This is a genomic window from Herbaspirillum rubrisubalbicans (assembly GCF_003719195.1).
In the GTDB taxonomy this organism is placed as follows: Bacteria; Pseudomonadota; Gammaproteobacteria; order Burkholderiales; family Burkholderiaceae_D; genus Herbaspirillum; species Herbaspirillum rubrisubalbicans.
The window spans coordinates 4,522,081-4,544,279 of sequence record NZ_CP024996.1 but is presented as its reverse complement, the minus strand read 5'-3'; the positions used below and the strand labels follow the sequence as shown (position 1 = coordinate 4,544,279).

The 22,199-nt window shown below is 62.6% G+C and carries 16 protein-coding genes; 12 read left to right on the top strand and 4 right to left on the bottom strand.

The window, feature by feature from the left end:
* Window positions 1-103 precede the first annotated feature (103 nt).
* The 6 genes from RC54_RS20185 (at window position 104) to RC54_RS20160 (ending at window position 9,017) form a co-directional block, all read left to right on the top strand.
* Window positions 104-994 (top strand): LysR substrate-binding domain-containing protein, encoded by an 891-nt coding sequence (locus RC54_RS20185; RefSeq protein ID WP_058896660.1) that lies wholly within the window; start codon window positions 104-106, stop codon window positions 992-994.
* A gap of 247 nt (window positions 995-1,241) precedes the next feature.
* A complete protein-coding gene (locus RC54_RS20180; RefSeq protein ID WP_061788643.1) occupies window positions 1,242-2,729 on the top strand; it encodes an FAD-linked oxidase C-terminal domain-containing protein in 1,488 nt (495 codons plus the stop codon).
* A 2-nt stretch (window positions 2,730-2,731) separates the two neighbouring features.
* Window positions 2,732-3,820, top strand: coding sequence for a glycolate oxidase subunit GlcE (gene glcE, locus RC54_RS20175; RefSeq protein WP_061788644.1), 1,089 nt, complete (start codon window positions 2,732-2,734; stop codon window positions 3,818-3,820).
* A 26-nt stretch (window positions 3,821-3,846) separates the two neighbouring features.
* Window positions 3,847-5,088 (top strand): glycolate oxidase subunit GlcF, encoded by a 1,242-nt coding sequence (gene glcF, locus RC54_RS20170; RefSeq protein ID WP_061788645.1) that lies wholly within the window; start codon window positions 3,847-3,849, stop codon window positions 5,086-5,088.
* A gap of 173 nt (window positions 5,089-5,261) precedes the next feature.
* Window positions 5,262-7,391 carry a phosphocholine-specific phospholipase C gene (locus RC54_RS20165; protein WP_061788646.1) on the top strand — a complete coding sequence of 710 codons (2,130 nt, stop codon included), beginning with the start codon at window positions 5,262-5,264 and terminating at the stop codon, window positions 7,389-7,391.
* A gap of 330 nt (window positions 7,392-7,721) precedes the next feature.
* Entirely contained in the window at window positions 7,722-9,017 is a 1,296-nt protein-coding gene (locus RC54_RS20160; protein WP_061788647.1) for a dicarboxylate/amino acid:cation symporter, read from the top strand.
* 108 nt (window positions 9,018-9,125) lie between these two features.
* Here RC54_RS20160 and RC54_RS20155 read toward each other — a convergent pair whose 3' ends face one another.
* From RC54_RS20155 to RC54_RS20145, 3 genes are all read right to left on the bottom strand, one after another.
* Window positions 9,126-10,793, bottom strand: a complete 1,668-nt coding sequence (locus tag RC54_RS20155) for an acyl-CoA synthetase (RefSeq protein ID WP_058896654.1) — start codon at window positions 10,791-10,793, stop codon at window positions 9,126-9,128.
* 54 nt (window positions 10,794-10,847) lie between these two features.
* On the bottom strand, window positions 10,848-12,029 hold the full coding sequence (locus RC54_RS20150; protein WP_061788648.1) for an acetyl-CoA acetyltransferase: 1,182 nt from the start codon (window positions 12,027-12,029) through the stop codon (window positions 10,848-10,850).
* A 198-nt stretch (window positions 12,030-12,227) separates the two neighbouring features.
* Window positions 12,228-12,449: a hypothetical protein gene (locus tag RC54_RS20145; protein WP_061788649.1), complete on the bottom strand. Its 222-nt coding sequence runs from the start codon at window positions 12,447-12,449 to the stop codon at window positions 12,228-12,230.
* A 143-nt stretch (window positions 12,450-12,592) separates the two neighbouring features.
* Here RC54_RS20145 and RC54_RS20140 point away from each other — a divergent pair, with 143 nt between their 5' ends.
* The 4 genes from RC54_RS20140 to RC54_RS20125 all read left to right on the top strand — a co-directional run bounded on the left by RC54_RS20140 (window position 12,593) and on the right by RC54_RS20125 (window position 17,321).
* Window positions 12,593-13,627 carry a TRAP transporter substrate-binding protein gene (locus RC54_RS20140; protein ID WP_058896652.1) on the top strand — a complete coding sequence of 345 codons (1,035 nt, stop codon included), beginning with the start codon at window positions 12,593-12,595 and terminating at the stop codon, window positions 13,625-13,627.
* Window positions 13,628-13,714: 87 nt separating this feature from the next.
* Entirely contained in the window at window positions 13,715-15,598 is a 1,884-nt protein-coding gene (locus tag RC54_RS20135) for a TRAP transporter large permease (RefSeq protein WP_017452393.1), read from the top strand.
* 119 nt (window positions 15,599-15,717) lie between these two features.
* A complete protein-coding gene (locus tag RC54_RS20130) occupies window positions 15,718-16,488 on the top strand; it encodes an SDR family NAD(P)-dependent oxidoreductase (RefSeq protein ID WP_061788650.1) in 771 nt (256 codons plus the stop codon).
* A 32-nt stretch (window positions 16,489-16,520) separates the two neighbouring features.
* Complete coding sequence (locus RC54_RS20125) at window positions 16,521-17,321, top strand: SDR family NAD(P)-dependent oxidoreductase (protein WP_061788651.1); 801 nt, start codon at window positions 16,521-16,523, stop codon at window positions 17,319-17,321.
* Between the two features lie 116 nt (window positions 17,322-17,437).
* Here RC54_RS20125 and RC54_RS20120 read toward each other — a convergent pair whose 3' ends face one another.
* Window positions 17,438-18,340, bottom strand: a complete 903-nt coding sequence (locus RC54_RS20120) for a LysR family transcriptional regulator (protein ID WP_061788652.1) — start codon at window positions 18,338-18,340, stop codon at window positions 17,438-17,440.
* 135 nt (window positions 18,341-18,475) lie between these two features.
* Here RC54_RS20120 and RC54_RS20115 point away from each other — a divergent pair, with 135 nt between their 5' ends.
* A complete protein-coding gene (locus RC54_RS20115; RefSeq protein WP_174526048.1) occupies window positions 18,476-19,624 on the top strand; it encodes a sigma-54-dependent Fis family transcriptional regulator in 1,149 nt (382 codons plus the stop codon).
* Window positions 19,625-19,904: 280 nt separating this feature from the next.
* Window positions 19,905-22,190 (top strand): bifunctional diguanylate cyclase/phosphodiesterase, encoded by a 2,286-nt coding sequence (locus RC54_RS20110; RefSeq protein ID WP_061788654.1) that lies wholly within the window; start codon window positions 19,905-19,907, stop codon window positions 22,188-22,190.
* Window positions 22,191-22,199 lie beyond the last annotated feature (9 nt).

The following is a 22,199-nucleotide window of genomic DNA, read 5'->3' as shown; positions in this document are numbered from 1 at the left end:
GTCCATTGCGCCAGGCTGGCCAGGTGCAAGGACTTAGTTTTTCGGTTTCGCCATGTTAGTTTTCATCAGTTTTGCTTGAACACGCAGCAGGAATCCACCACCCATGGCTACCCGCCTACCTCCCGTCCATGCCCTGTCCGCCTTCGAGGCGGCGGCTCGTCACAACTCTTTTGCGGTTGCCGCCGAGGAGCTTTGCATCACGCCCTCGGCGCTCTCGCACCGTATCCGCCTGCTGGAAGACTTCGTCGGTGAGCGCTTGTTTTATCGCGATGGCCGTTCCATCGGCTTGTCCGAATTCGGTCGCCGCTACCTCGACGTGGTGCGCTCGGCCTTGCGCACGCTGACCGACTTCCCGATGCCGCATCGCAATGCCGCCATGCAACCCAAGATCAAGGTGATGCTGCCGCCGACCTTCGCCCGTCACCTGCTCATGCCGCGCATTGCCGACTTCACCCAGCGCCACCCGGAGATCGTGGTGGAGCTCTATCTGTCGGTGCCGCTGTATGACCTGTCGCTCTCGGAAAGCGATGTCGAAATCCGCTTCGGTGCCGGCAACTATCCCAACATCATCACCGAGAAGCTGTTCGAGGAGCCGGCCTTCGCCGTCGCCAGCCCCGGCTATCTCAAGACGCTGCCGCCGCTGAAGACCCCCACCGATCTGCAGCATGCCACGCTGCTGCGCTCGGCACTGGAACCCTGGCAGCCCTGGTTCGAGGCGGCGGGTCTGAAGGAATGGGTGGAACCCTCCTCGGGCCTGCGGGTGGATGACCTGGGTTTGCTGCTGGAGGCGGTGCGTCATGGCTATGGCATTGGCTTGACGCGCCAGCATTTCGCCGAAGAATTGCTGGCCCGCGGGGAGATCGTGGAACTGTTCGACGTGCGCCTGCGCACTCCGCCGCACGCCTACTACGTGGTCTACGAGCGCGCGGTGCGCGAGCGCCCCGAGGTAGATACCTTCATCAACTGGATGCAGAACGCTTTCCGCAACCTCTGAAAGCGCCAGGGCGCGGCCTTGTCCACGGTCGCCCTGAAAATAATTCACTGCGGCCGGCAATTCTTTTCAGTCGGGCGGGTAGCCACAGCGTGCCGTCCATGCGGACAAAATTCGGTACACTTGTCGGATCGAACAAGCCCGCCCCCAGCGGGCTCACAACAAACGAGACAGCGTGAGCCGTGCCAGCGGACGCCAAGAGGGACGTCCACACCCCACACGCCTGCCTAGCTTACCGCCGAGGTCCAGCATGAATGCTCCCGCCCAACCGTCCTTCGCGCCGGCGCGCCAGCGCGAAGTCGTCGATGCTCTGCGCCGGGTCGTCCCCGCGCACTGCGTGCTGTCCGACGAGGAAGACACCCGCCCCTACGAATGCGATGGCCTGGCCGCCTACCGCCAGTTGCCCATGGTGGTGGTACTGCCCGAGACCGAGGCCCAGGTGGTGGCCATCCTGCGGACCTGCCATGCCCTGCAGGTGCAGATCGTGCCGCGTGGCGCCGGCACGGGTCTGTCCGGTGGCGCCATGCCCATTGCCGATGGCGTGGTGCTGTCCACCGCCAAGTTCAACCAGATCCTCAAGATGGACAAGTATTCGCGCACCGCCGTGGTCCAGCCCGGCGTGCGCAACCTGGCCATCTCTGAAGCCGCCGCCCCGCATGGCCTGTATTACGCACCGGACCCATCGTCCCAGATCGCCTGCACCATCGGCGGCAACGTGGCCGAGAATTCGGGCGGCGTGCACTGCCTCAAATATGGCCTGACGGTACACAACGTCTTGCGCGTGCGCATGGTCACCATCGAAGGCGACGTGGTGGAACTGGGCAGCGGCGCCCTGGATGCGCCGGGCCTGGACCTGCTGGCGGTGTTCATCGGTTCCGAAGGTATGTTGGGCGTGGTCACCGAGGTGACCGTCAAGCTGGTGCCCAAGCCGCAGGCCGCACGCGTGATCATGGCTTCGTTCGATGACGTGGTGAAGGGCGGCAATGCGGTGGCCAATGTGATTGCGGCCGGCATCATTCCGGCAGGTCTTGAGATGATGGACAAGACCAGCTCGCGCATGGTGGAGCCCTTCGTCAAGGCCGGCTACGACATCGACGCCGAAGCCATCCTGCTGTGCGAATCCGATGGCACCGCCGAAGAAGTGGAAGAGGAAATCGGCCGCATGACCGACGTGCTCAATGCCAGCGGCGCTACCGCCATCGCCTGTTCGCAGTCGGAGGCCGAGCGCCTGCGCTTCTGGTCCGGCCGCAAGAACGCCTTCCCGGCGGCGGGCCGCATCTCGCCCGACTACTACTGCATGGATGGCACCATCCCGCGCAAGCAACTGGCCCAAGTGCTGTTGGGCATCGCCGAGATGGAAAAGAAATACGGCCTGCGCTGCGCCAACGTGTTCCATGCCGGCGATGGCAACCTGCACCCGCTGATCCTGTTCGATGCCAACCTGGCCGACGAATTCCACCGCGCCGAACTGTTCGGCGCCGAGATCCTGGAGTTGTGCGTGGAAGTGGGGGGCACCATCACCGGCGAACATGGCGTAGGCATCGAGAAGATCAATTCCATGTGCGTACAGTTTTCGCCGGCCGAGCGCGAGAGTTTCTTCAAGTTGAAGCGCGCCTTCGATCCCCCCTTCCTGCTCAACCCCGACAAGGCCATTCCTACCCTGCATCGCTGTGCCGAGTACGGCAAGATGCACGTGCAGCGCGGCCAACTGCGCTTCCCCGACCTGCCGAGATTCTGACCATGCAAGAGCAAGCTCAACAAGCGCAACAAAACCCGGAGACCGTGCTGGTCTCGTTCCGTGAACGCATCCTGGCAGGCCGTCCCTTGCAGATTCGCGGCGGCGGCACCAAGGATTGGTATGGCCAGACGCCATCGGGCGAAGTGCTCGACACGCGGGCCTATCGCGGCATCGTCGATTACGAACCGACCGAACTGGTCGTCACCGCCCGTTGCGGCACGCCGCTCTCCGAGATCGATGCGGCCTTGGCCGAGCACAATCAGATGCTGGCCTGGGAGCCGCCGCGCTTCGGTGGCGCCGCCACCGTGGGCGGTATGGTGGCCGCCGGCCTGTCCGGCCCGGCGCGCGCCAGTGCCGGCGCGGTACGCGACTTCGTGCTGGGTGCGGTATTGATGGATGCCCAGGGCGAGCAATTGCATTTCGGTGGTCAGGTGATGAAGAACGTCGCCGGCTATGACATCGCGCGCCTGTTGGCCGGCTCGATGGGCACGCTGGGACTGATTCTGCAGGTGTCGCTGAAGGTCTTGCCGCGGCCCTTTGCCAGCAGCACCCGGGTCTTCGAGATCAATCAGGAAGGCGCACTGCGGCTGTTGAACCAGAGTGCCGGCCAGCCGCTGCCGCTGGTGGCCAGCGCCTGGCTCGACAATGTGCTCACGATCCGTTTGGCCGGCGCCCAGGCGGCCGTTGATTCAGCAATCGCAAAGTTGGGCGGCGCCGAGTTAATTCATTCTGAAGATGTCTGGACCGACCTGCGTGAACAGACGCATCCCTTCTTCGCTGATCCGCAGGCACCGCTGTGGCGCCTGTCCGTCCCTTCCGTGGTGCCGCCCATCGACCTGCCGGGGCGGCAACTGATCGAGTGGGGCGGGGCCCAGCGCTGGCTGCGCCCGGACAGCAGGCTCGATGCGGTCAGCATCCGCGCCGCGGCGCTGGCCGTGGGCGGCCATGCCAGTCTGCATCGCGGTGGCGACAAGGCCATCGGGGTGTTCCATCCGCTGCAACCGGCCGTGGAAAAGATCCACCGCAACTTGAAGCAGCAATTCGACCCGCGCGGCATCTTCAATCCCGGCCGCCTGTACGCCAGCCTGTAAGCGCTTTCCTTAGCCAGCGACCACTCATGCAGACCAACTTAGCCGATTTCATCCGCAACACCCAGGCCGGCCAGGAAGCCGACAGCATCCTGCGCTCCTGCGTGCATTGCGGCTTCTGTACCGCCACCTGTCCGACCTACCAGCTGCTGGGCGATGAACTGGACGGCCCGCGTGGCCGCATCTATCTCATCAAGCAGGTGCTCGAAGGAAAACCTGCGACTGCGGCCACGCAATCGCACCTGGACCGCTGCCTGACCTGCCGCAATTGCGAATCGACCTGTCCTTCCGGTGTGCAGTATGGCCGCCTGGTGGATATCGGTCGCAAGGTGGTGGAGCAGCAGGTGCCTCGTCCCTTGGGCCAGCGCCTCATGCGTACCGCCTTGAAGGAACTGGTGCCGCGCAAGTGGATCTTCCGCCCGGCGATGAAGGCTGGCCAACTGGTGCGCCCGCTCTTGCCCAAGCTGTTGCAGAACAAGGTGCCGCTGCCGCAGCAGGCCGGTGCCTGGCCTACGCGTAGCCATGCGCGCCAGATGCTGTACCTGGAAGGTTGCGTGCAACCCGCCATGTCGCCCAACATCAACAGTGCCACCGCTCGCGTACTGGATGCGCTGGGCGTGCAATTGTTTGCGCCACCCAAGGCCGGTTGCTGCGGCGCCATCCGCTATCACATGAATGACCAGGACGGCGGGCTGGACGACATGCGGCGCAACATCGATGCCTGGTGGCCCTACATCGAAGGCCGCGATGGCATTCGCGCCGATACCATCGTCATGAACGCCTCCGGCTGCGGCGCCACCGTCAAGGAATACGGCCACCTGTTGCAACATGACCCGGCCTATGCCGAGAAAGCCCGTCGCATCTCGCGCATGACGCGTGACATCAGCGAGATCCTGCCCGAGTTCGAGCAAGAACTGAAACACCTGCTCAAGCACTTCAATGGCAAGCGCGTGGCCTACCATCCGCCCTGCACGCTGCAACACGGCCAGCAGATCCGTGGCAAGGTCGAGGGCATCCTGCGCGCGGCCGGGGTGGATGTGCAACTGTGCGCCGACAGCCACCTGTGCTGCGGCTCGGCCGGCACCTATTCGATCCTGCAACCTGAACTCTCTTACCGCCTGCGCGACAACAAGATCAACAAGCTGCAAGCCACCGACCCGGACATGATCGTCACCGGCAACATCGGTTGCGTCACCCACCTGCAATCCGGCACCGATACCCCGGTGCGGCACTGGATAGAGTTGCTGGACTCGGCCTTGCAGCAGACCTGATCCATGATGGATTCATGATGGTTCATAGAGCATGACATCGCAGGCCAGCCTGCGATGTCATCGTCCTGTCAGATCGTCACCTTAAACTTCCGCCTCGACCAAACCAACCGGTGCGGCCAGGCCAAGCGCGCAATGCCTTGTATTGCCTGGCTGTCCACATGAGAGCCAGGATCATGGGCGGCCATTCCCGACGCGATTTTCTAAGATTTTCTGCCACGCTGGCGGGGGCGGCGAGCGCCACTGCGATGTTGCCGGCCTCCATTCGCAAGGCCATGGCCATCGCCCCGCAGGGGCGCACCGGCAGCATCGAGGATGTCGAACATATCGTGGTCTTCATGCAGGAGAACCGTTCCTTCGACCACTACCTCGGGCATCTGTCGGGTGTGCGTGGCTACAATGACCGCTTCCCGGTGACCCTGCCCAATGGCCGCCCGGTGTGGTTCCAGCCGCGCCAGGAGGATGCCTCTGCACTGATCGCGCCGTTCCGCTACGACACCACCGATCCCGCCATGAATGCGCAGTGCGTCGGTAGTCTCTCGCATACCTGGGCGACCACGCATGGTGCGCTCAACGCTGGCCGTGCCGACCAGTGGGCGCAGCAGAAGAGCAATATGTGCATGGGCTACCACGTGCGTGAAGATATTCCCTTCCATTACGCCCTGGCCGATGCCTTCACCGTCTGCGACCAGTATTTCTGTTCCATCCCCGGCAATACCCACCCCAACCGCATGTACCTGATGACCGGCATGGTCGATCCGCTGGGCACAGGCGGTGGGCCGCTGCTGGACAATACCGATTACATCGACAACCAGTTCAGCCACGTCAAGTTGCCGCCCTTCACCTGGACCACCTATCCCGAACGCCTGGAGCGGGCCGGCATTTCCTGGCAGGTCTACCAGCAGGGTACCGACTTCGACAAGTTCAGCGGCAACTACGGTACCAACATGCTGGCCAGCTTCGAGAACTTCGTCCATGCCCCCATCGGCTCTTCCCTGTATGAGCGCGGCATGAGTACGCGCACGATCGCGCAACTGAAGGCCGATGTGGAGCAGGGCAGCTTGCCGCAGGTATCCTGGCTGCTGCCGCCGGCGGTGTATTCGGAACACCCGGACTACACGCCGCTGTATGGTGCCAGCTACTTATCTGACATCTTGGATGCGCTCACCGCCAATCCCGAGGTGTGGAGCAAGACGGTGCTGTTCGTGATGTATGACGAAAACGATGGCTTCTTCGATCACATCGTGCCGCCCCAAGCGCCGACCTTGCCCGGCTCGGGCAAGAGCACGGTCGATATCGCCCTGGAGCGCCATGTGCATGTCACCCCGCGCCAGCAGGGCCAGTTCAGCGCCGACCAGTTGCCCTATGGCCTGGGGCCGCGGGTGCCGATGTTCGTGGTCTCGCCGTGGTCGCGCGGCGGGCGCGTCAATTCGCAGGTCTTCGATCACACCTCGGTACTGCAATTCATCGAGCGCCGCTTCGGTGTGAAGGAACCGAATATCTCACCCTGGCGCCGCGCGGTCTGCGGCGATCTGAGTTCGACACTGGACTTCACCCGGCGCGACGCGTCGCCGCCGCGCCTGCCCGACACCCGCCACTACGTGGCCGATGCCGACCAGCAATGCCGACGCCCGGTGGCCATCAGCGCCCCGGCCTTGGATGCGGCACTGAGTATGACGCCCCAGGAGCCGGGTCTGCGCCCGGCCTGTGCCTTGCCCTATGCGCTGCATGTGACCGGCTGGCTCGATGCGCAAGGCTATACCCTGACGCTGGACAATGTCGGCACCCAAGGCGCGCATTTCTGGGTCTATACCGATGCCCAAGGCGCTCACGCTGCCGCTGCCGCCCCGCGTGGCTACACCGTGGAAGCCGGCAAGCAATTGCGCGACCGGTGGGCGCTTTCAGCCGAAGGCCACTACCACCTCAGCGTCTGGGGACCGAACGGTTATTTCCGCCGCTTCGTGGGGCAGGTTGCCGCAGGCAGCCTTGCAGAGCCGGACCTGCGCACCCATTACGATGCCGCCGCCGGCGTGCTCACGGTGACCTTGCTCAACCCTGGCACCATGCCCTTGACGGCCACCGTCAGCGACCTGGCCTATGGCCAGCCGGCGCGCACCGTGCGGGTATTGCCGGGGCAGAGCGTGAGCAGCCGCTGGGAGCTGGCCGCCAGCCATCACTGGTACGACCTGCAATGGCGCATTGCCGAAGCGCCGCACTGGCTGCGCCGCCTGGCCGGCCATCTGGAAACCGGTCACCCCAGCATGAGCGACCCGGCCGCCACGACACCGGTGACCACGGCGATCTGAGCGCTCCCTCACTCCTTGGTCCACTGACAGAACGCTGACAACGATGTTGGCAGAATCGCCACATTCCGCCTCCTGTGGACGGTTTGCTGCATTTTGGGGCGCTTTTGACCGCTGCGGCTTGACGGCGGGGGGCATAAGTCAATAAGCTTCGTCCTTTTTTCGCGCGACGGGAAAAAACGGTCAGGGTTTCTCATCAGAAACTGAACTTTCCTGACCATCCAAGAGCACTGGCGCCCCTGTCACCGCACCGGCCGGCGCCAACCGCAAGCCTTACATCATCGTCCTCTCATCGGTGCCTGGTGCCGGTGGCGAGCGAGGGCAGGAGAACACATGAACAAACGCATCCCACAAGCCGCCTATATCTTTGCAGCCATGCTGCTGGGCATCCTGGTCGGTTATCTCATTTTCAGCCACTACGACAAGGGTGAAGCCAAGGAACTGGCAGGCTACATCTCGATCGCTTCCGACCTGTTCCTGCGCCTGATCAAGATGGTCATCGCGCCGCTGGTGTTCTCGACCCTGGTGGTGGGCATCGCCCACATGGGGGACGCCAAGTCGGTGGGCCGTATCTTCGGCAAGTCGCTGGCCTGGTTCTTCATCGCCTCGCTGGTGTCGCTGGCGCTGGGCATGATCATGGCCAACCTGCTGCAACCGGGTGCCGGTGTGGCGCTGCCTGCGCCGGACGCGGCGGCGGCCGGTCTGGCCACCAGCAAGTTCACGGTCAAGGAATTCTTCAACCACCTGGTGCCCAAGTCCATCGTGGAAGCCATGGCGCAGAATGAAATCCTGCAGGTGGTGGTGTTCTCCATGTTCTTCGGCATCGCCCTGGCGGCCCTGGGCGAGCGTGGCAGGCATCTGCTGCTGGTCATCGATGACCTCTCGCACACCATGTTGAAGATCACCGTCTATGTCATGAAGTTTGCCCCGGTGGCCGTGTTTGCGGCCATGGCTGCGACCGTGGCCGTCAATGGCCTGGACATCCTGGTCAGCTTCGCAGTCTTCATGCGCGACTTCTACTTCTCGCTGGTGCTGCTGTGGGTGCTGCTGATCGCGGTGGGCTTCGTGTTCCTGAAAAAGCGCATCTTCCACCTGCTGGTCCTGATCAAGGAAGCCTTCCTGCTGGCCTTTGCTACCGCCAGCTCGGAAGCAGCCTATCCCAAGCTGCTCGATGCGCTGGACCGCTTTGGCGTCAAGCGCAAGATTTCCAGCTTCGTCATGCCGATGGGGTATTCCTTCAACCTCGACGGTTCGATGATCTATTGCACCTTCGCCACGCTCTTCATCGCCCAAGCCTATGGCATCCACATGCCCATCTCCACCCAGATCACCATGATGCTGGTGCTGATGCTGACCTCCAAGGGCATTGCCGGCGTGCCGCGGGCCTCGCTGGTGGTGATTGCGGCCACCCTGCACCAGTTCAACATCCCGGAAGCGGGTCTGCTGGTGATCCTGGGTATCGATACCTTCCTCGACATGGGCCGTTCGGCCACCAACGCGGTGGGCAACTCGATTGCCTCGGCCGTGGTGGCCAAGTGGGAAGGTGGCTTGATGACCGAAGAGGAAGCTGCCCGCGCCGAAGTCGAGATCGAGCACGAGGCTGAAGCCAAGCTGCATACCGAAGCCTGATCCCGCACTGACTTCGCCAAGCGATGAATGCCGTCCAGCCAGCCGCTGGACGGCATTTTGTTTTTCCGGGACCGCAACGTATCCGGGTCGATGCAGATGACCGATGTTTCAGAGCCGGTATTGGCCCTGTTCTTCCAGCAGCGCCTTGATCTGCTTCTTGACGATCTTGCCGTAGCCCGACTTGGGCATCGTCTCCCAATAGACGAAGCGGCGCGGCCACTTGTACTTGCCGATGCGCGTTTCCAGGTGCGCCAGCAAGGCTTGCTCATCGACCTGCTGGCCGGGCTTGCAGACGATCACCGCCAGCCCGCTCTCGCCCCACTTGGGATCGGGCACGCCCAGCACCGCCACTTCCGAGACGGCGGGGTGGGTCAGCAAGGCTTCCTCGATCTCGCGCGGATAGACGTTTGAACCTCCAGAGATGTACATGTCAGAGGAGCGCCCCGTGATGTAGAGGAAGCCTTCCTCATCCACGTGACCCAGATCGCCGGTATGGAACCAGTCATGCTTGAAAGCCTTGGCATTGGCCTCGGGATTGTTGTGGTAACCCATGAACACAGCCGGGCCGCGCACGCAGATTTCACCGGTCTGGCGCGGCGGCAGCGACTGACCATCGTCGTCGAGGATGGCGATCTGCATCCCGGTGCGCGGAATGCCGCAGGTTCCTACCCGCGCCTGCGGATGGTCATCGTCCTCGAAGTGCATGTAGGGCGGCAGGAAGGTAATGTTGCCGGTCACTTCGCCCAGGCCGTAATACTGCACCAGCACCCGCCCCAGCTTCTTGAGCGCATAGACCTGATCGGCGCGATACATGGGCGCGCCGGCATAGATGACGTGCTTCAGGGAGGCATGATCGTAGCGATCCACCGAGGCATCCTCGACCAGGAGCTTGACGATGGTCGGCACGGTGAAGAGGTTATCGACCCGGTATTTTTCCACCAGTTGCCAGGCTTCTTCCACCACCAGCCGCTCGGACGAGAGCAGGATGCTGGCCGCGCCGCGCGCGGTATTGACCAGCGCATGGACACCCGCGCCATGCGACAGGGGCGCCACCACCAGCGAGCGCGACTGGTGGTTCAGGCCCGGCATCAGGTCGGCCAGGTGATTGGTGACCACGAAGGCCATCTGGCCATGCGAGAGCACGCCCGCCTTGGGGTGGCCGGTGGTGCCGGAGGTATAGAAGAACCACAGCGGGTCTTGGTGATCGACTTCGGCTTCTGCGAAGGGGCTGCCGTCGCCTTCAGCGAGCAGCGCCTCGTAATCCAGCTCATCCGGCCGGGCCTCGGCCAGGGCGATCACATGTTGCAGCGTCGGCGAGGCAGCCCTGACCGCATCCACATAGTGCGCAAAACCACGGTCATAGAGCATGATGCAGGCGCCGCTGGACTGGCCCAGATAGGCCGCTTCGGGTGGGGTGATGCGGAAATTGGTCGGCACCCAGACCACGCCCATCTTGAAGGCGGCCCAGGCACTCTCGAAGATCTGCTGGTTGTTGCGCGAATGGACCAGCATCTTGTCGCCCTTCTTCACGCCGCGGCGGGTGAGGGCATGGGCCAGGGCATCGACGCGGGCGTTGATCTCTTGCCAGCAGATGATCCGGTCGCTGCCATCGGCGTGGCCCTGCGCCAGGATCAGTCCCGGCTCCTGCGGAAAACGGCGCGCCACATCCGACAACAGGCGGCCCAGGTTCATCACTTTGCTTAACATCGTCTCACTCGTTGTTCTGATAGGAATGGATGGACTTGCCACGTTCTGTTTTTTGGCGCGTGGCTTCATCTTTCGCGCCGCCTGCCAACGAGCAGACGGCGCGGTGAGCTTGTTTTTGTATGGTTAGTTCACACGCTCCAGAATGCTCACATAGTTGGCCACCGCCGCGCCCCCCATGTTGAACACGCCGGCATAACGCGCATTGGCGATCTGCATGTCCCCCGCATCGTGGGCCGCCTGCATGGCCGCCATTACGTGCATGGACACGCCGGTAGCACCCACCGGATGGCCCTTGGACTTGAGGCCACCGGAAGGATTGACCGGCAGCTTGCCATCCTTGGCGGTGATGCCCTCGGCGATCACGCGTGCGCCCTGGCCGTGCGGGGCCAGGCCCATGGCTTCGTATTCCAGCAGCTCGGCCACGGTGAAGCAGTCATGGGTTTCCACCAGCGACAGATCATCCAGGCTCAGGCTGGCTTGGCCCAGCGCCTTCTTCCAGGCCAGCTCGGCCGCTTCGAAACGGGTCGGGTCGCGACGCGACAGCGGCAGGAAATCATTGACGTGCACCGCGGCGCGGAACTGCACCGCACGCGGCATCGAGCGCGCCACATCGGCAGCGCTGATGACCAAGGCCGCCGCGCCATCGGAGATGAGCGAGCAATCGGTGCGCTTGAGCGGACCGGCCACGAAGGGATTCTTGTCGGACACGGTACGGCAGAACTCGAAACCGAAATCCTTGCGCATGTGGGCGTAAGGGTTGGCCATGCCATTCTTGTGGTTCTTGGCCGCGATCATGGCCAGCGCATCGGACTGGTCGCCAAAGCGCTCGAAGTAGCTCTGCGCGATCTTGCCGAAGACCCCCGCAAAGCCGCCCGGAATGCCGGCTTCTTCCTTGGTATAGCAAGCCTTGAGCAAGACTTCGCCCACCTGCGCGGTGGCCAGTTCGGTCATCTTTTCAAAGCCGATCACCAGCACGTGCTTGGCGTGCCCGGCCTGGATCGCCTGCAGGCCGGAATGGATCGCCGCCGAGCCGGTGGCACAGGCATTTTCCAGCCGCGTGGCGGGTTTGAAGCGCAGTTGCGGCAGCGTGTTCATGACCAGTGAAGAAGGAAAATCCTGATACAGGAAGCCGGCATTGAAGGTGCCGAAGTGGACCGAATCGATGTCTTCCGGTGGCAGCCCGGCGTGCTCGATGGCGGCCTTGGCCACCTGGCCGATCAGCACTTCGGGATCGATACCGTCGAGCTTGCCGAATTGGGAATGATGCCAGCCGGTGATGCAGGGTGAGGATGCAGAAGCAGTCATGGTGAGTCCTTGTCAGACGATAGGGGGAGCGCGCTGGTGGGCGCGACCTGGCTCCGGTTCATGCAAGGGCAGGATGCAAATTCGATGCCACGCGCAGGTCGCTTGCCGTGGCGGCATCTTGTCCCGCTCCTGGGGCCGGCGCACAGCAGCGCCACGGCCGAGCGGATGAAGATAGCACGGACTTTACGTTAACGTAAATCATGCTGCCGCAACCGTCAGTTGTTGCCAGTTGTTGCCAGTGGGCAGCATTGACAGGTGTCGCTGCGGCGACAGTGCGGCGACAGTAGATGCGACAGCTGTCGCAGGAGCAGGCAGGAGCATTAAGCGCAAATAAATGCCCGATGTGATGGCTGCACTCTTGTACAGCGCCGCCCTTATCGCCGAGAATACAGGCGCAATGCCGATAACGATGAGCAACATGGCATCCAAATTGCTCTATCGCGGCATAGGCAGTGTTGACGACCGGGACAGGGCGCTGCACGCCAGATCCGTGGCACCCAAGGTAGCGGACGTCGGCAGAGGTAGAACTAGACAGATAAATCGACAAACAGGAGACAACACAGATGGACCATTCCACTGGCAAATTCACGCGCCGTCATTTTCTGAAGACCGCTTCGCTCGCTTCTGCGGCTGCCGCCACGGGCCTGTCCAGCAATGCGGCCCACGCCGCCGAGTTCAGCTTCAAGTACGCCAACAATCTGCCGGTCACCCACCCGATGAATGCGCGCGCCAAGGAAATGGCCGCCGCCATCGCCGAGCAATCCAAGGGCCGCATCGAGTTGCAGCTCTACCCCAACAACCAGTTGGGCACCGATACCGACATGCTCTCGCAAGTGCGGGCCGGCGCCATCGATTTCTTCACGCTCTCGCCGCTGATCCTGGGGACGCTGGTGCCATCGGCGCAGATTTCCGGCATCGGCTTCGCCTTCAAGGATTACAGCCAGGTGTGGCCAGCCATGGATGGCGAACTGGGCGCGCACGTGCGCAAGCAGATCGAATCCAAATCCACCCTGTTCGCCTTCGAGAAGATCTGGGACAACGGCTATCGCCAGATCACCAACAGCACCCGTCCCATCAAGACCGCCGACGACCTCAAGGGCATGAAGCTGCGCGTGCCGCCCAGCCCCCTGTGGACCTCGATGTTCAAGGCCTTCGATGCAGCCCCGACCTCGATCAACTTCGCCGAGGTCTATTCAGCCCTGCAGACCAAGATCGTGGAAGGCCAGGAAAACCCCATGGCCATCATCTCCACGGCCAAGCTCTACGAAGTGCAGAAGTACTGTTCCATCACCAACCACATGTGGGATGGCTTCTGGTTCCTGGGCAACAAGAAGTCCTTCGAGCGCCTGCCCAAGGACTTGCAGGAACTGATGGCGCGCATCATCAACGAAGCCGCCATGAATCAGCGCGCCGATGTGCGCAAGCTCAACGATTCGCTGGTCGATGAAATGAAGGGCAAGGGGCTGGTCTTCAACAATGCCGACGCCGACTCCTTCCGCGCCAAGTTGCGCACGGCCGGGTTCTACGCCGAGTGGAAAAAGAAGTTCGGTGACGAACCCTGGGCACTGCTGGAAAAATACACCGGCAAGCTGGCCTGAACGGCTGACCCGTGAGGGTCAGGTGGCGAGCGGCCAGGTAATGGCTGTCTCGCCCGTCGGCCCTGACTTCAATTTCGCTGGAGCTTGATGATGGAAGCTGCAATGACTTATCGCGCCCCGGCCAGGCTGCATCCGGCTGCGCGCGCGCTGGTCGGTTTGAATCGCCTGGTCATGCAGGTGGTGGGCGCGGTGGCCGCCGGCTTGGTGCTGGCCGAGACCGTGGTGCTGCTGACCGGTGTGATCTATCGCTACGCCTTGCATGATCCGCTGGTGTGGTCGGACGAACTGGCCTCGATGCTCTTCATCTGGCTCTCCATGCTGGGCGCGGTGCTGGCCCTGGATCGCGGCGAGCACATGCGGCTCACCGCCATCATCAACAAGTGTTCCGAGCAGGGCCGTATCTGGCTGGAGACGGTGGCCGCGCTGGTGGTCTGCATCTTCGTATTGATGGTGATCCATCCGGCCATCGATCACGCGGTGGAACAGATGCCCATCACCACCCCGGCCCTGGAAATCCCCGATGGCCTGCGCGCTGCGGCCTTGCCGGTGGGCGCCATCCTGATGCTGCTGGCAGCGGTCTCGCGCATGGCCGCCATGACCACGCTGCGCCTGCTGCTCTCGGCGTTGGCGGTGGTGGCCGTGATCGGCGCGGCACTATGGCTGGCCAAGCCGATGCTGCTGGCCATGGGCAACTACAACCTGATCGTCTTCTTCGTGCTGTTGATCGGCGTGTGCGTGGCCGCTGGCATTCCCATTGCCTTCGCCTTCGGCACCGCCACCATGGCCTATCTCGCACTGGCCACCACGGCCCCGCTGATGATCGTGGTCAGTCGCATGGATGAGGGCATGTCCAGCCTGATCCTGTTGTCGGTGCCGCTGTTCGTGCTGCTGGGCTCGCTGTTGGAACAGTCGGGCCTGGCCAAGACCCTGATCGATTTCATGGCAGCGCTGCTGGGCCATGTGCGCGGCGGTCTGCAATACGTATTGCTGGGGGCGATGTTCCTGGTCTCCGGTATTTCCGGTTCCAAGGCCGCCGACATGGCCGCCATCGCCCCGGCCTTGTTCCCCGAGATGAAAAAGCGCGGCTCCCAGCCCGAAGAACTGGTAGCGCTGCTCTCGTCGTCGGGTGCCATGACCGAGACCATCCCACCCAGCCTGGTGTTGATCACCATCGGCGCCGTGTGCAGCGTGTCGATCACGGCGCTCTTTATCGGTGGCCTGATGCCGGCCGCCATTGCCACCCTCGCCATTGCCGTGGTGTGCTGGAGGCGTGCCCGGCGCGAACCCATGCCCGCGGTCAAGCGCGCCCCTGTCTCTTTGATCCTCAAGACCCTGATTGCTGCCATTCCCGCATTGGCGCTACCCATGCTGATCCGCGTGGCGGTCATCGAAGGCGTGGCCACGGCCACCGAAGTGGCCACCATCGGCGTGGCCTATACGGTGGTGGTGGGACTGGTCATGCACCTGTTCATGCGGCACCTGGATTTCAAACGTCTTTATCCCATGCTCATCGAGGCAGCGGCCTTGTCGGGCGCCATCCTGCTCATCATCGGCATGGCCACCGCCATGGCCTGGGCACTGACACAGTCGGGGTTCTCGGCCAAGCTGGTGGCGATCATGCAGGGCGTGCCGGGCGGTGCTGCCGGTTTCCTGCTCATTACCATCGTCATCTTCATCGTGCTGGGCAGCCTGCTGGAAGGCATTCCCGCCATCGTGCTGTTCGGGCCGCTGTTGTTCCCGGTGGCTCGTTCGCTGGGCGTGCATGACGTGCACTATGCGATGGTGGTGATCCTGGCCATGGGCATCGGCCTGTTTGCACCACCCTTTGGCGTGGGCTTCTATGCCGCCTGCGCCATCGGCAAGGTCTCGCCGGACGGCGTCTTCAACCGGGTCTGGGGCTATCTGGCCGCGCTGGTGGTGGCGCTGTTGGTGGTGGCCTTCGTGCCTTGGATTTCCATCGGCTTCCTCTGATCGTCTCACCAGTCATGCGAGCGATCGGGGATTTTCCATGATTGACCTGCCAGCGACGAATTAAAAACGGCGGCCTCTTTTTTTTTCCTGCCGAGGCCGCCAACACTCACGGAGACAATATGAATCAACATGATAGCGGCGCCCGCGTGGCGCTCGTGACGGGCGGAGCCATGGGTATCGGCGCCAGCATTTCCCAACAACTGGCCGCACGCGGACACACCGTGCTGGTGGCCGACATCAATCTGGAAGCCGCTGCCAGCACTGCGCAGGCGCTGGTCGCAGCGGGCCATCGTGCTGCACCCGTGCAGATGGACCTGGGCAGTGCGGACTCGATTGCCTCGGCTTTTGCCGACATCGAAAAAGACTATGGTCGCTGCGATGTCCTGGTCAACAATGCCGGCGTGGCGCGCACCTATTGCTTCCTCGACTATCCGCTGGAGAACTGGCTGCTGACCATGAATGTCAATGTCACCGGCGTCATGCTGGCCGGCCAGCACGCGGCGCGGCTGATGGTGAAACAGCGCTGGGGCCGCATCGTCAACATCTCTTCCATCTCGGGCCTGCGTGCCGGTGCCGGACGTACTGCCTATGGCACCTCCAAGGCCGCCGTCATTGCCCTGACGCGTCAGATGGCCATCGAGTTGGCGCAGCACGGCATCACCGTCAACAGTGTCGCCCCCGGCCCGGTGGAAACCCAGATGACGCAGGCCATGCATTCCGAGCAGACCCGCGAGAGCTACTACCGCCTGGTGCCCATGCATCGCTATGGCACCACCGATGAGATCGCCTCGGCGGTGTGCTATCTGGCCGCTGATGAATCGTCCTACATCACCGGCCATGTGCTGCCGGTCGATGGCGGCTTCATGGCCGGTGGCGTGTTGGATATCTGATATCTGACCTGGAATCCGATCAGGAGAAGCGCATGGACAAGCTGATGCAAGACCGCGCCATCATCGTCACCGGCGCCGGCTCGGTGGGCGAGGGCTGGGGCAATGGCAAGGCCGCCGCCGTACTGTATGCGCGCCAGGGTGGCCGGGTGCTGGCGGTGGATCGCAGCATCCAGGCCGCTCTGGAAACGCAGGACATCATCCGCCGTGAAGGTGGCATCTGCGAAGTGCTGGCGGTCGACGTCTCGCGCAGCGATGAGGTCAAGGCCATGGCCGAGGCGGCCATGGATCACTTCGGCCGGGTCGACGTCTTGCACAACAACGTCGGCATCGCCGAGCTCGGCGGGGCGGTCGAAACCAGCGAGGAGAGCTGGAACCGCCTGGTGGCGGTGAACCAGACCAGCCTGTTCCTGACGCACAAGCATGTGCTGCCCATCATGGAGCGACAGAGGAAGGGCGCCATTGTGAATATCTCCTCGGTGGCGGCGCTGCGCTGGATCGGTTTTCCCTATCTCGGCTACAGCGCCACCAAGGCGGCGATCCTGGCCTTCACCAAGAACGTGGCGATGCAGTACGCCGCCATGGGCATCCGCGCCAATTGCGTGCTGCCGGGCATGATGAATACCTCGATGATCCGCGAACCGTTGAAGGCGGCCTACGGCGGCGATATCGAACAGATGTGCGCCCAGCGCGATGCGCAATGTCCGATGGGTTTCATGGGGGATGCCTGGGATGTGGCTCATGCGTCGCTGTTCCTGGCTTCCGACCATGCGCGTTACATCACGGGGCTGGACATGATTGTCGATGGCGGCTTGTCGCTGCGCTGTGCAGGATGAAATTGCGGTGTTGAGCAGTGTTTGTTGATCGCGGTCAGGCGGGCGTGGAAGCCGACCTGCTGCGGTTTGATGACCCGGGCGTGTCAGCGCGTCCGGGTCTTTTTTCATGATGTGTTCTAGCCATGCAGCGGCTGCATCCTGCTCCACACTTCCACCGCTGTCTGCGCAAAGGTCCGTATGCAGGGATTGGTATTCTCCCGGTTCCAGACCACCGCGACCTCCACCATCGGTGCGCCTATCAGCGGCTTGAACACCGTGCTCTCCAGATGCATGGCCTGCATCGAGGTCGGTACCAGGGCCACGCCCAGGCCTTCGCCGACCAGGTTGACGATGGTCTGCTGCAGGTTGGTTTCCAGCACGATGCGCGGGCGGAAGCCATGTAATTGACAGTGTTGCAGGATGAGGTCGAACACCACCGGGGCAATCGCACGCGGGATGCTGATGAAGGCATCCTCGGCCAGTTCGGCGGCCGAGATGGCAGGCTTGCCGGCCAGCCGATGCGCGCGCGGCAGCACCGCCAGCAAGGGTTCGGCGTAGATGGTGTGGCTGTCGAGGCGACGGCAATCCTCGGGGCGATACATGATGCCCACATCGACCTTCTCATCTTCCAGATCGGTGGCCAGCAGGTTGGGCAGGTATTCGCTCATGCGCAGGTCCACGTCAGGATAGGCCGCCGAGTAATGGCGCGTCACCGCCGGCAGGATGTTATAGGCCGAGGACATCATGAAACCCACCTTCAAGGCGCCAAGCGTGCCGCTGCTGGAAGAGGCCACGTTGCGTTTGGCCCGCTCCAGGGCCTTGAAGATTTCTGTGCTGTCGCGATAGAAATGTTTGCCCGCTGCGGTGAGCTGGATGGCGCGTTTGCTGCGGTCGAACAATTGCGCGTCCAGCTCTTTCTCCAATGCCGCGATCTGCCGTGTGAGCGGCGGTTGCGAGATGTGCAGCAGCGCCGCGGCACGCCCGAAATGCAGGGTTTCTGCTACGGTGCGGAAATAGAGCAGATGTCTCAATTCGATCATTTGATACCTTTAAGGTATTGATTCTGTCTGTACATTGTATTGGAAGTCATGGGTGTGTCTGGCTATTCTGGGCCGCAGAGCAGGGGCGCCAGCAGTGCCGCGTCCCATAAAAAAGCAGTTCGACAGGAGACCGACATGCCGACATCCTTGCCCGACCAGCCCCTGGCTGACAGTCAGATCCATGCTGCCAGCACGGCCTTTTCCACTCCGCTTTCCCCTCGTTGCGCGCATGGCCGCCAGGTGCCGCGCTATCGCGACATCGACCAGCTCGCCGGCGACGATGCTCTGATGCAGGCGCTGGTCGAACGTGGCAAGCGCTTGATCGAGCGCGGCATCCCGGTGCTGATCCTGGGCCAGACCGGCACCGGCAAGGAATACCTGTCGCGCGCCCTGCATGACTACAGCGCGCGGCGCCAGGCTGGCTGGATCGCCGTCAATTGCGCCTCGATCCCCGAAAGTTTGGCCGAAAGTGAATTGTTTGGTTATTGCAAGGGCGCGTTCTCGGGGGCTTTGCCGGGTGGTATGAAGGGAAAGGTACAGCAGGCCGATGGCGGCACGCTCTTCCTCGATGAGATCGGCGACATGCCGCTGGCTTTGCAGACGCGGTTGTTGCGCGTGCTCTCCGAGCGCGAGGTGACGCCGCTGGGCGCGCTGCGACCAGTGCCGGTGGACGTGCAACTGATCTGTGCCACCCACCAGGACTTGCCGAACCTGATTGCCCAGGGCCGTTTCCGTGAAGATCTCTACTATCGCATCGCCGGTGGCGTGCTGCGCCTGCCGGCGCTGCGCGAACGCGCCGACCTGTGCCGGCTGGTGCTGCAGATGATGGCCGATGAACTGGGTGTGCAGGCCGATGAGCAGCTTATCGCCCCGGCGGCGTGGCAGCGTCTGCTGGCCTATCCTTGGCCGGGCAACCTGCGTCAGATGCACGCGGTGATCCGCTATAGTTGCGCGGTGATGAATGGCACGCGCATCGAAGTGAGCGACCTGCCCGAAGAGTTGATGCAGTCGCAGGGGCCGGTGTTGGCCCAGGTCCATCCCTTGGCGCCGCGTATGGCAGAGAGGCCGCCCAGCGCGGTGGTCACGGGCGGGCCCTGGCCGGATGAGCGCACCCGCGTCATCGCCGCCTTGAATGGCAGCCGCTGGAATATCTCTGCCGCCTCGCGCCAATTGGGCATGTGCCGTGCATCCTTGTATCGCAAGCTGCGGCAACTGGATATTCCGCATGTGCGTGACCAGGGCGTGAGTGTGATGGATACGATGGGTACGTATGCTGTAGCCTAAAATAATATAAATAATTTATGTAATAAAGCGCGTCCTGCCAGAACCCGCGCACCCCTGAATTCCTGCAAGCAATTGCCGTATCGTTTGTCTGGTTTGTCATTAACTTGAAATAAATCCCCATTACCCTCACCCGGTCAAAAAGGGATTCGCCAAGGCACTAGCGTTGGTGCCATGTTCAAGCCAGTGAGCCAGTGAGCGAGTGGGAGTGGGTAAGCCGTTATCGTTCGAGCCGAAAGGACTGCTGACCAGACTGCTCTCGGGCAGAGGGGTGTCGGCAGGGATGGTGCTGCTTGCCGTGGCCGTGTTGTCGCTGGTCTGGTATTTCACCATCCTCCGCATCGAGAACGAAAAGCAGCTGGCCATCGCCGGCTCCATCGCCGACAGCCGCAACGTGGCCGCCATCGTCTCGGCCAATCTCGATGAGGTGCTGGGCAAGACCCTGCTGTATTCGCGCATCGGCCAGTCCATGCTCAATGGCGAGCAATCCTCTTCGGCCTATTTCAATCCCCTCTTCAACGGCGATTCGGCCTACCTGCGGGTGGCCATGTTCGATGCGCGCGGGCGGCTGGTGTATTCCTCGGCGCGCCAGAAGAGCGAGCCCGAGTTGAGTCGTCTCATCAATGCCGGCTACATGAGTTCGCTGACCAACTCAGGCGAACAGAACCAGATGATCATCAAGCCACCCATGAACCGTGATGGGTATAGCTGGCGCGTGCCGCTGCTCATTCCGCTGCAGGATGGCAAGGGCGCCTTGCAAGGCTTCTTCGCGGCCATTCTGGACCTGGGCTATTTCCTCAAGGCTTACCAGGAAGTGAGCGTGGATGGCAGCAGCCGCATCGAGATCATCAATGCCGCCGGCCTGCAATTGGCTGAACTGTACGGCGGCATCCTCTCGGGAGGCTCCGATTATGCCGGCCAGGAGTACGCCACCTTCCTCTTGACCGGCAAGGGCGATGGCCTCATTCATGCCTTGCGGCCGGGTGATCCGGTGCAGCACGTGGGCGTGCAGCGGCGTCTGGCGCATTACCCGCTGGCCGTGGTGGTCAGCCGCGACCAGCAGGCGCTGCTGAGCAAGCTGTGGCCGGCGCATCGGGTGTATTACCTGCAGGCCATCCTGATCTCGCTCTTGATCGTGGTGCTTTCGGGAGGCTTGATCAGCCTGGCGCACCGGCGTCGCTATCTGTATGAAAAGCTGGTCTATTCCGAGCGTGAGAAGAGTGGGCTGATCCATCAGCTGGAACAGGAAAAGAGCCGCGCCTACCAGTTGGCCTCGCACGATTACCTGACCGGTATTCCCAATCGCATGTTGTTCTATGAGCTGGCCGCTACCGAACTGTCGAGGGCGCGGCGCAGCCGCAACCTGTATGCGCTGTTCTTCCTCGATCTGGACAAGTTCAAGCTCATCAACGATACCCTGGGCCATGCCGTGGGCGATGCACTGTTGCAGGAAGTGGCACGCCGTCTGCGTGCCGCCGTGCGCGAATACGACCTGGTGGCGCGCCTGGGCGGGGATGAATTCGTGGTGCTGGTTTCCGAAATCCGTGATGAGGAAACCGTCGCCGAGATCGCCGACAAGCTGGTGGAAACCCTGCGCGCGCCTTACCCGGACCTGCTAGGCTGCGATGTCGAAACCTCGCCCAGCATCGGCATCGCGCTCTATCCGCGCGATGGCCAGAGCATCGAAGCCTTGATGACCAATGCCGACTCCGCCATGTACACCGCCAAGAGCGCCGGCGCCGGTCTGTATCGTTTCTACGATGCCTCGCTCAATGCGATTGCGGTGCGCGGGCTGGAGCTGCTGGGGCGCTTCCGTCAGGCCATCAAGGATGATGAATTCTGCCTGCATTATCAGCCCAAGGTAGAGCTGCAGGATTATCGCGTGGTCGGCATGGAAGCACTGATCCGCTGGCAGCATCCCGAGCACGGCTTGATCTATCCGGGCGAATTCATCGGCCTGGCAGAGACCCATGACCTGGTACAGCCGCTGGGCCCCTGGATCATCGAGGCAGTATGCCGGCAACTGGCGCAGTGGCGCGACGAAGGCTTGCCGCTGGTGCCGGTGGCCATCAATGTCTCGGCCAAGCAATTGAATGATGAACGGCTGATCGCCACCGTGCACGACGCTTTGCGCCGTTATCACCTCAGTGCCGATCTGCTGGAGATCGAGGTCACCGAGAGCTGCTTCATCAGTGACCTGGAACAGGCTCGCCAGACCCTGGAAAAACTGTGTGATGAAGGGCTGCGCATCTACCTGGACGACTACGGCACCGGTTATTCCAGCCTCAGCCACATCAAGACCTTGCCGGTGTATGCACTCAAGATAGACCGCTCCTTCGTGCGCGACATCCGCAACGACAACAGCGACGGCATGATCGTGGCCTCCACCGTCACGCTGGCACGCAATCTCGGGTTGAAGGTGGTGGCCGAGGGCGTGGAGACACGCGAACAACTGATGCATCTCAAACTGATGGGCTGTGACGAAGTGCAGGGCTTCTACCTGCAGCGCCCGGTGGCGCCGGCACAATTGGTACCGCTTTTGCAGAAAGGCAGATTCGAGATCGTATGAAGCGCTTAC

What these genes read in the sequence shown, in the direction of transcription:
- RC54_RS20185 (WP_058896660.1), top strand. Translation starts at nt 104, where the DNA reads ATGGCTACCCGCCTACCTCCCGTCCATGCCCTGTCCGCCTTCGAGGCG.
- RC54_RS20180 (WP_061788643.1), top strand. Translation starts at nt 1,242, where the DNA reads ATGAATGCTCCCGCCCAACCGTCCTTCGCGCCGGCGCGCCAGCGCGAA.
- glcE (WP_061788644.1), top strand. Translation starts at nt 2,732, where the DNA reads ATGCAAGAGCAAGCTCAACAAGCGCAACAAAACCCGGAGACCGTGCTG.
- glcF (WP_061788645.1), top strand. Translation starts at nt 3,847, where the DNA reads ATGCAGACCAACTTAGCCGATTTCATCCGCAACACCCAGGCCGGCCAG.
- RC54_RS20165 (WP_061788646.1), top strand. Translation starts at nt 5,262, where the DNA reads ATGGGCGGCCATTCCCGACGCGATTTTCTAAGATTTTCTGCCACGCTG.
- RC54_RS20160 (WP_061788647.1), top strand. Translation starts at nt 7,722, where the DNA reads ATGAACAAACGCATCCCACAAGCCGCCTATATCTTTGCAGCCATGCTG.
- RC54_RS20155 (WP_058896654.1), bottom strand. Translation starts at nt 10,793, where the DNA reads ATGAAGCCACGCGCCAAAAAACAGAACGTGGCAAGTCCATCCATTCCT.
- RC54_RS20150 (WP_061788648.1), bottom strand. Translation starts at nt 12,029, where the DNA reads ATGACTGCTTCTGCATCCTCACCCTGCATCACCGGCTGGCATCATTCC.
- RC54_RS20145 (WP_061788649.1), bottom strand. Translation starts at nt 12,449, where the DNA reads ATGTTGCTCATCGTTATCGGCATTGCGCCTGTATTCTCGGCGATAAGG.
- RC54_RS20140 (WP_058896652.1), top strand. Translation starts at nt 12,593, where the DNA reads ATGGACCATTCCACTGGCAAATTCACGCGCCGTCATTTTCTGAAGACC.
- RC54_RS20135 (WP_017452393.1), top strand. Translation starts at nt 13,715, where the DNA reads ATGATGGAAGCTGCAATGACTTATCGCGCCCCGGCCAGGCTGCATCCG.
- RC54_RS20130 (WP_061788650.1), top strand. Translation starts at nt 15,718, where the DNA reads ATGAATCAACATGATAGCGGCGCCCGCGTGGCGCTCGTGACGGGCGGA.
- RC54_RS20125 (WP_061788651.1), top strand. Translation starts at nt 16,521, where the DNA reads ATGGACAAGCTGATGCAAGACCGCGCCATCATCGTCACCGGCGCCGGC.
- RC54_RS20120 (WP_061788652.1), bottom strand. Translation starts at nt 18,340, where the DNA reads ATGATCGAATTGAGACATCTGCTCTATTTCCGCACCGTAGCAGAAACC.
- RC54_RS20115 (WP_174526048.1), top strand. Translation starts at nt 18,476, where the DNA reads ATGCCGACATCCTTGCCCGACCAGCCCCTGGCTGACAGTCAGATCCAT.
- RC54_RS20110 (WP_061788654.1), top strand. Translation starts at nt 19,905, where the DNA reads ATGGTGCTGCTTGCCGTGGCCGTGTTGTCGCTGGTCTGGTATTTCACC.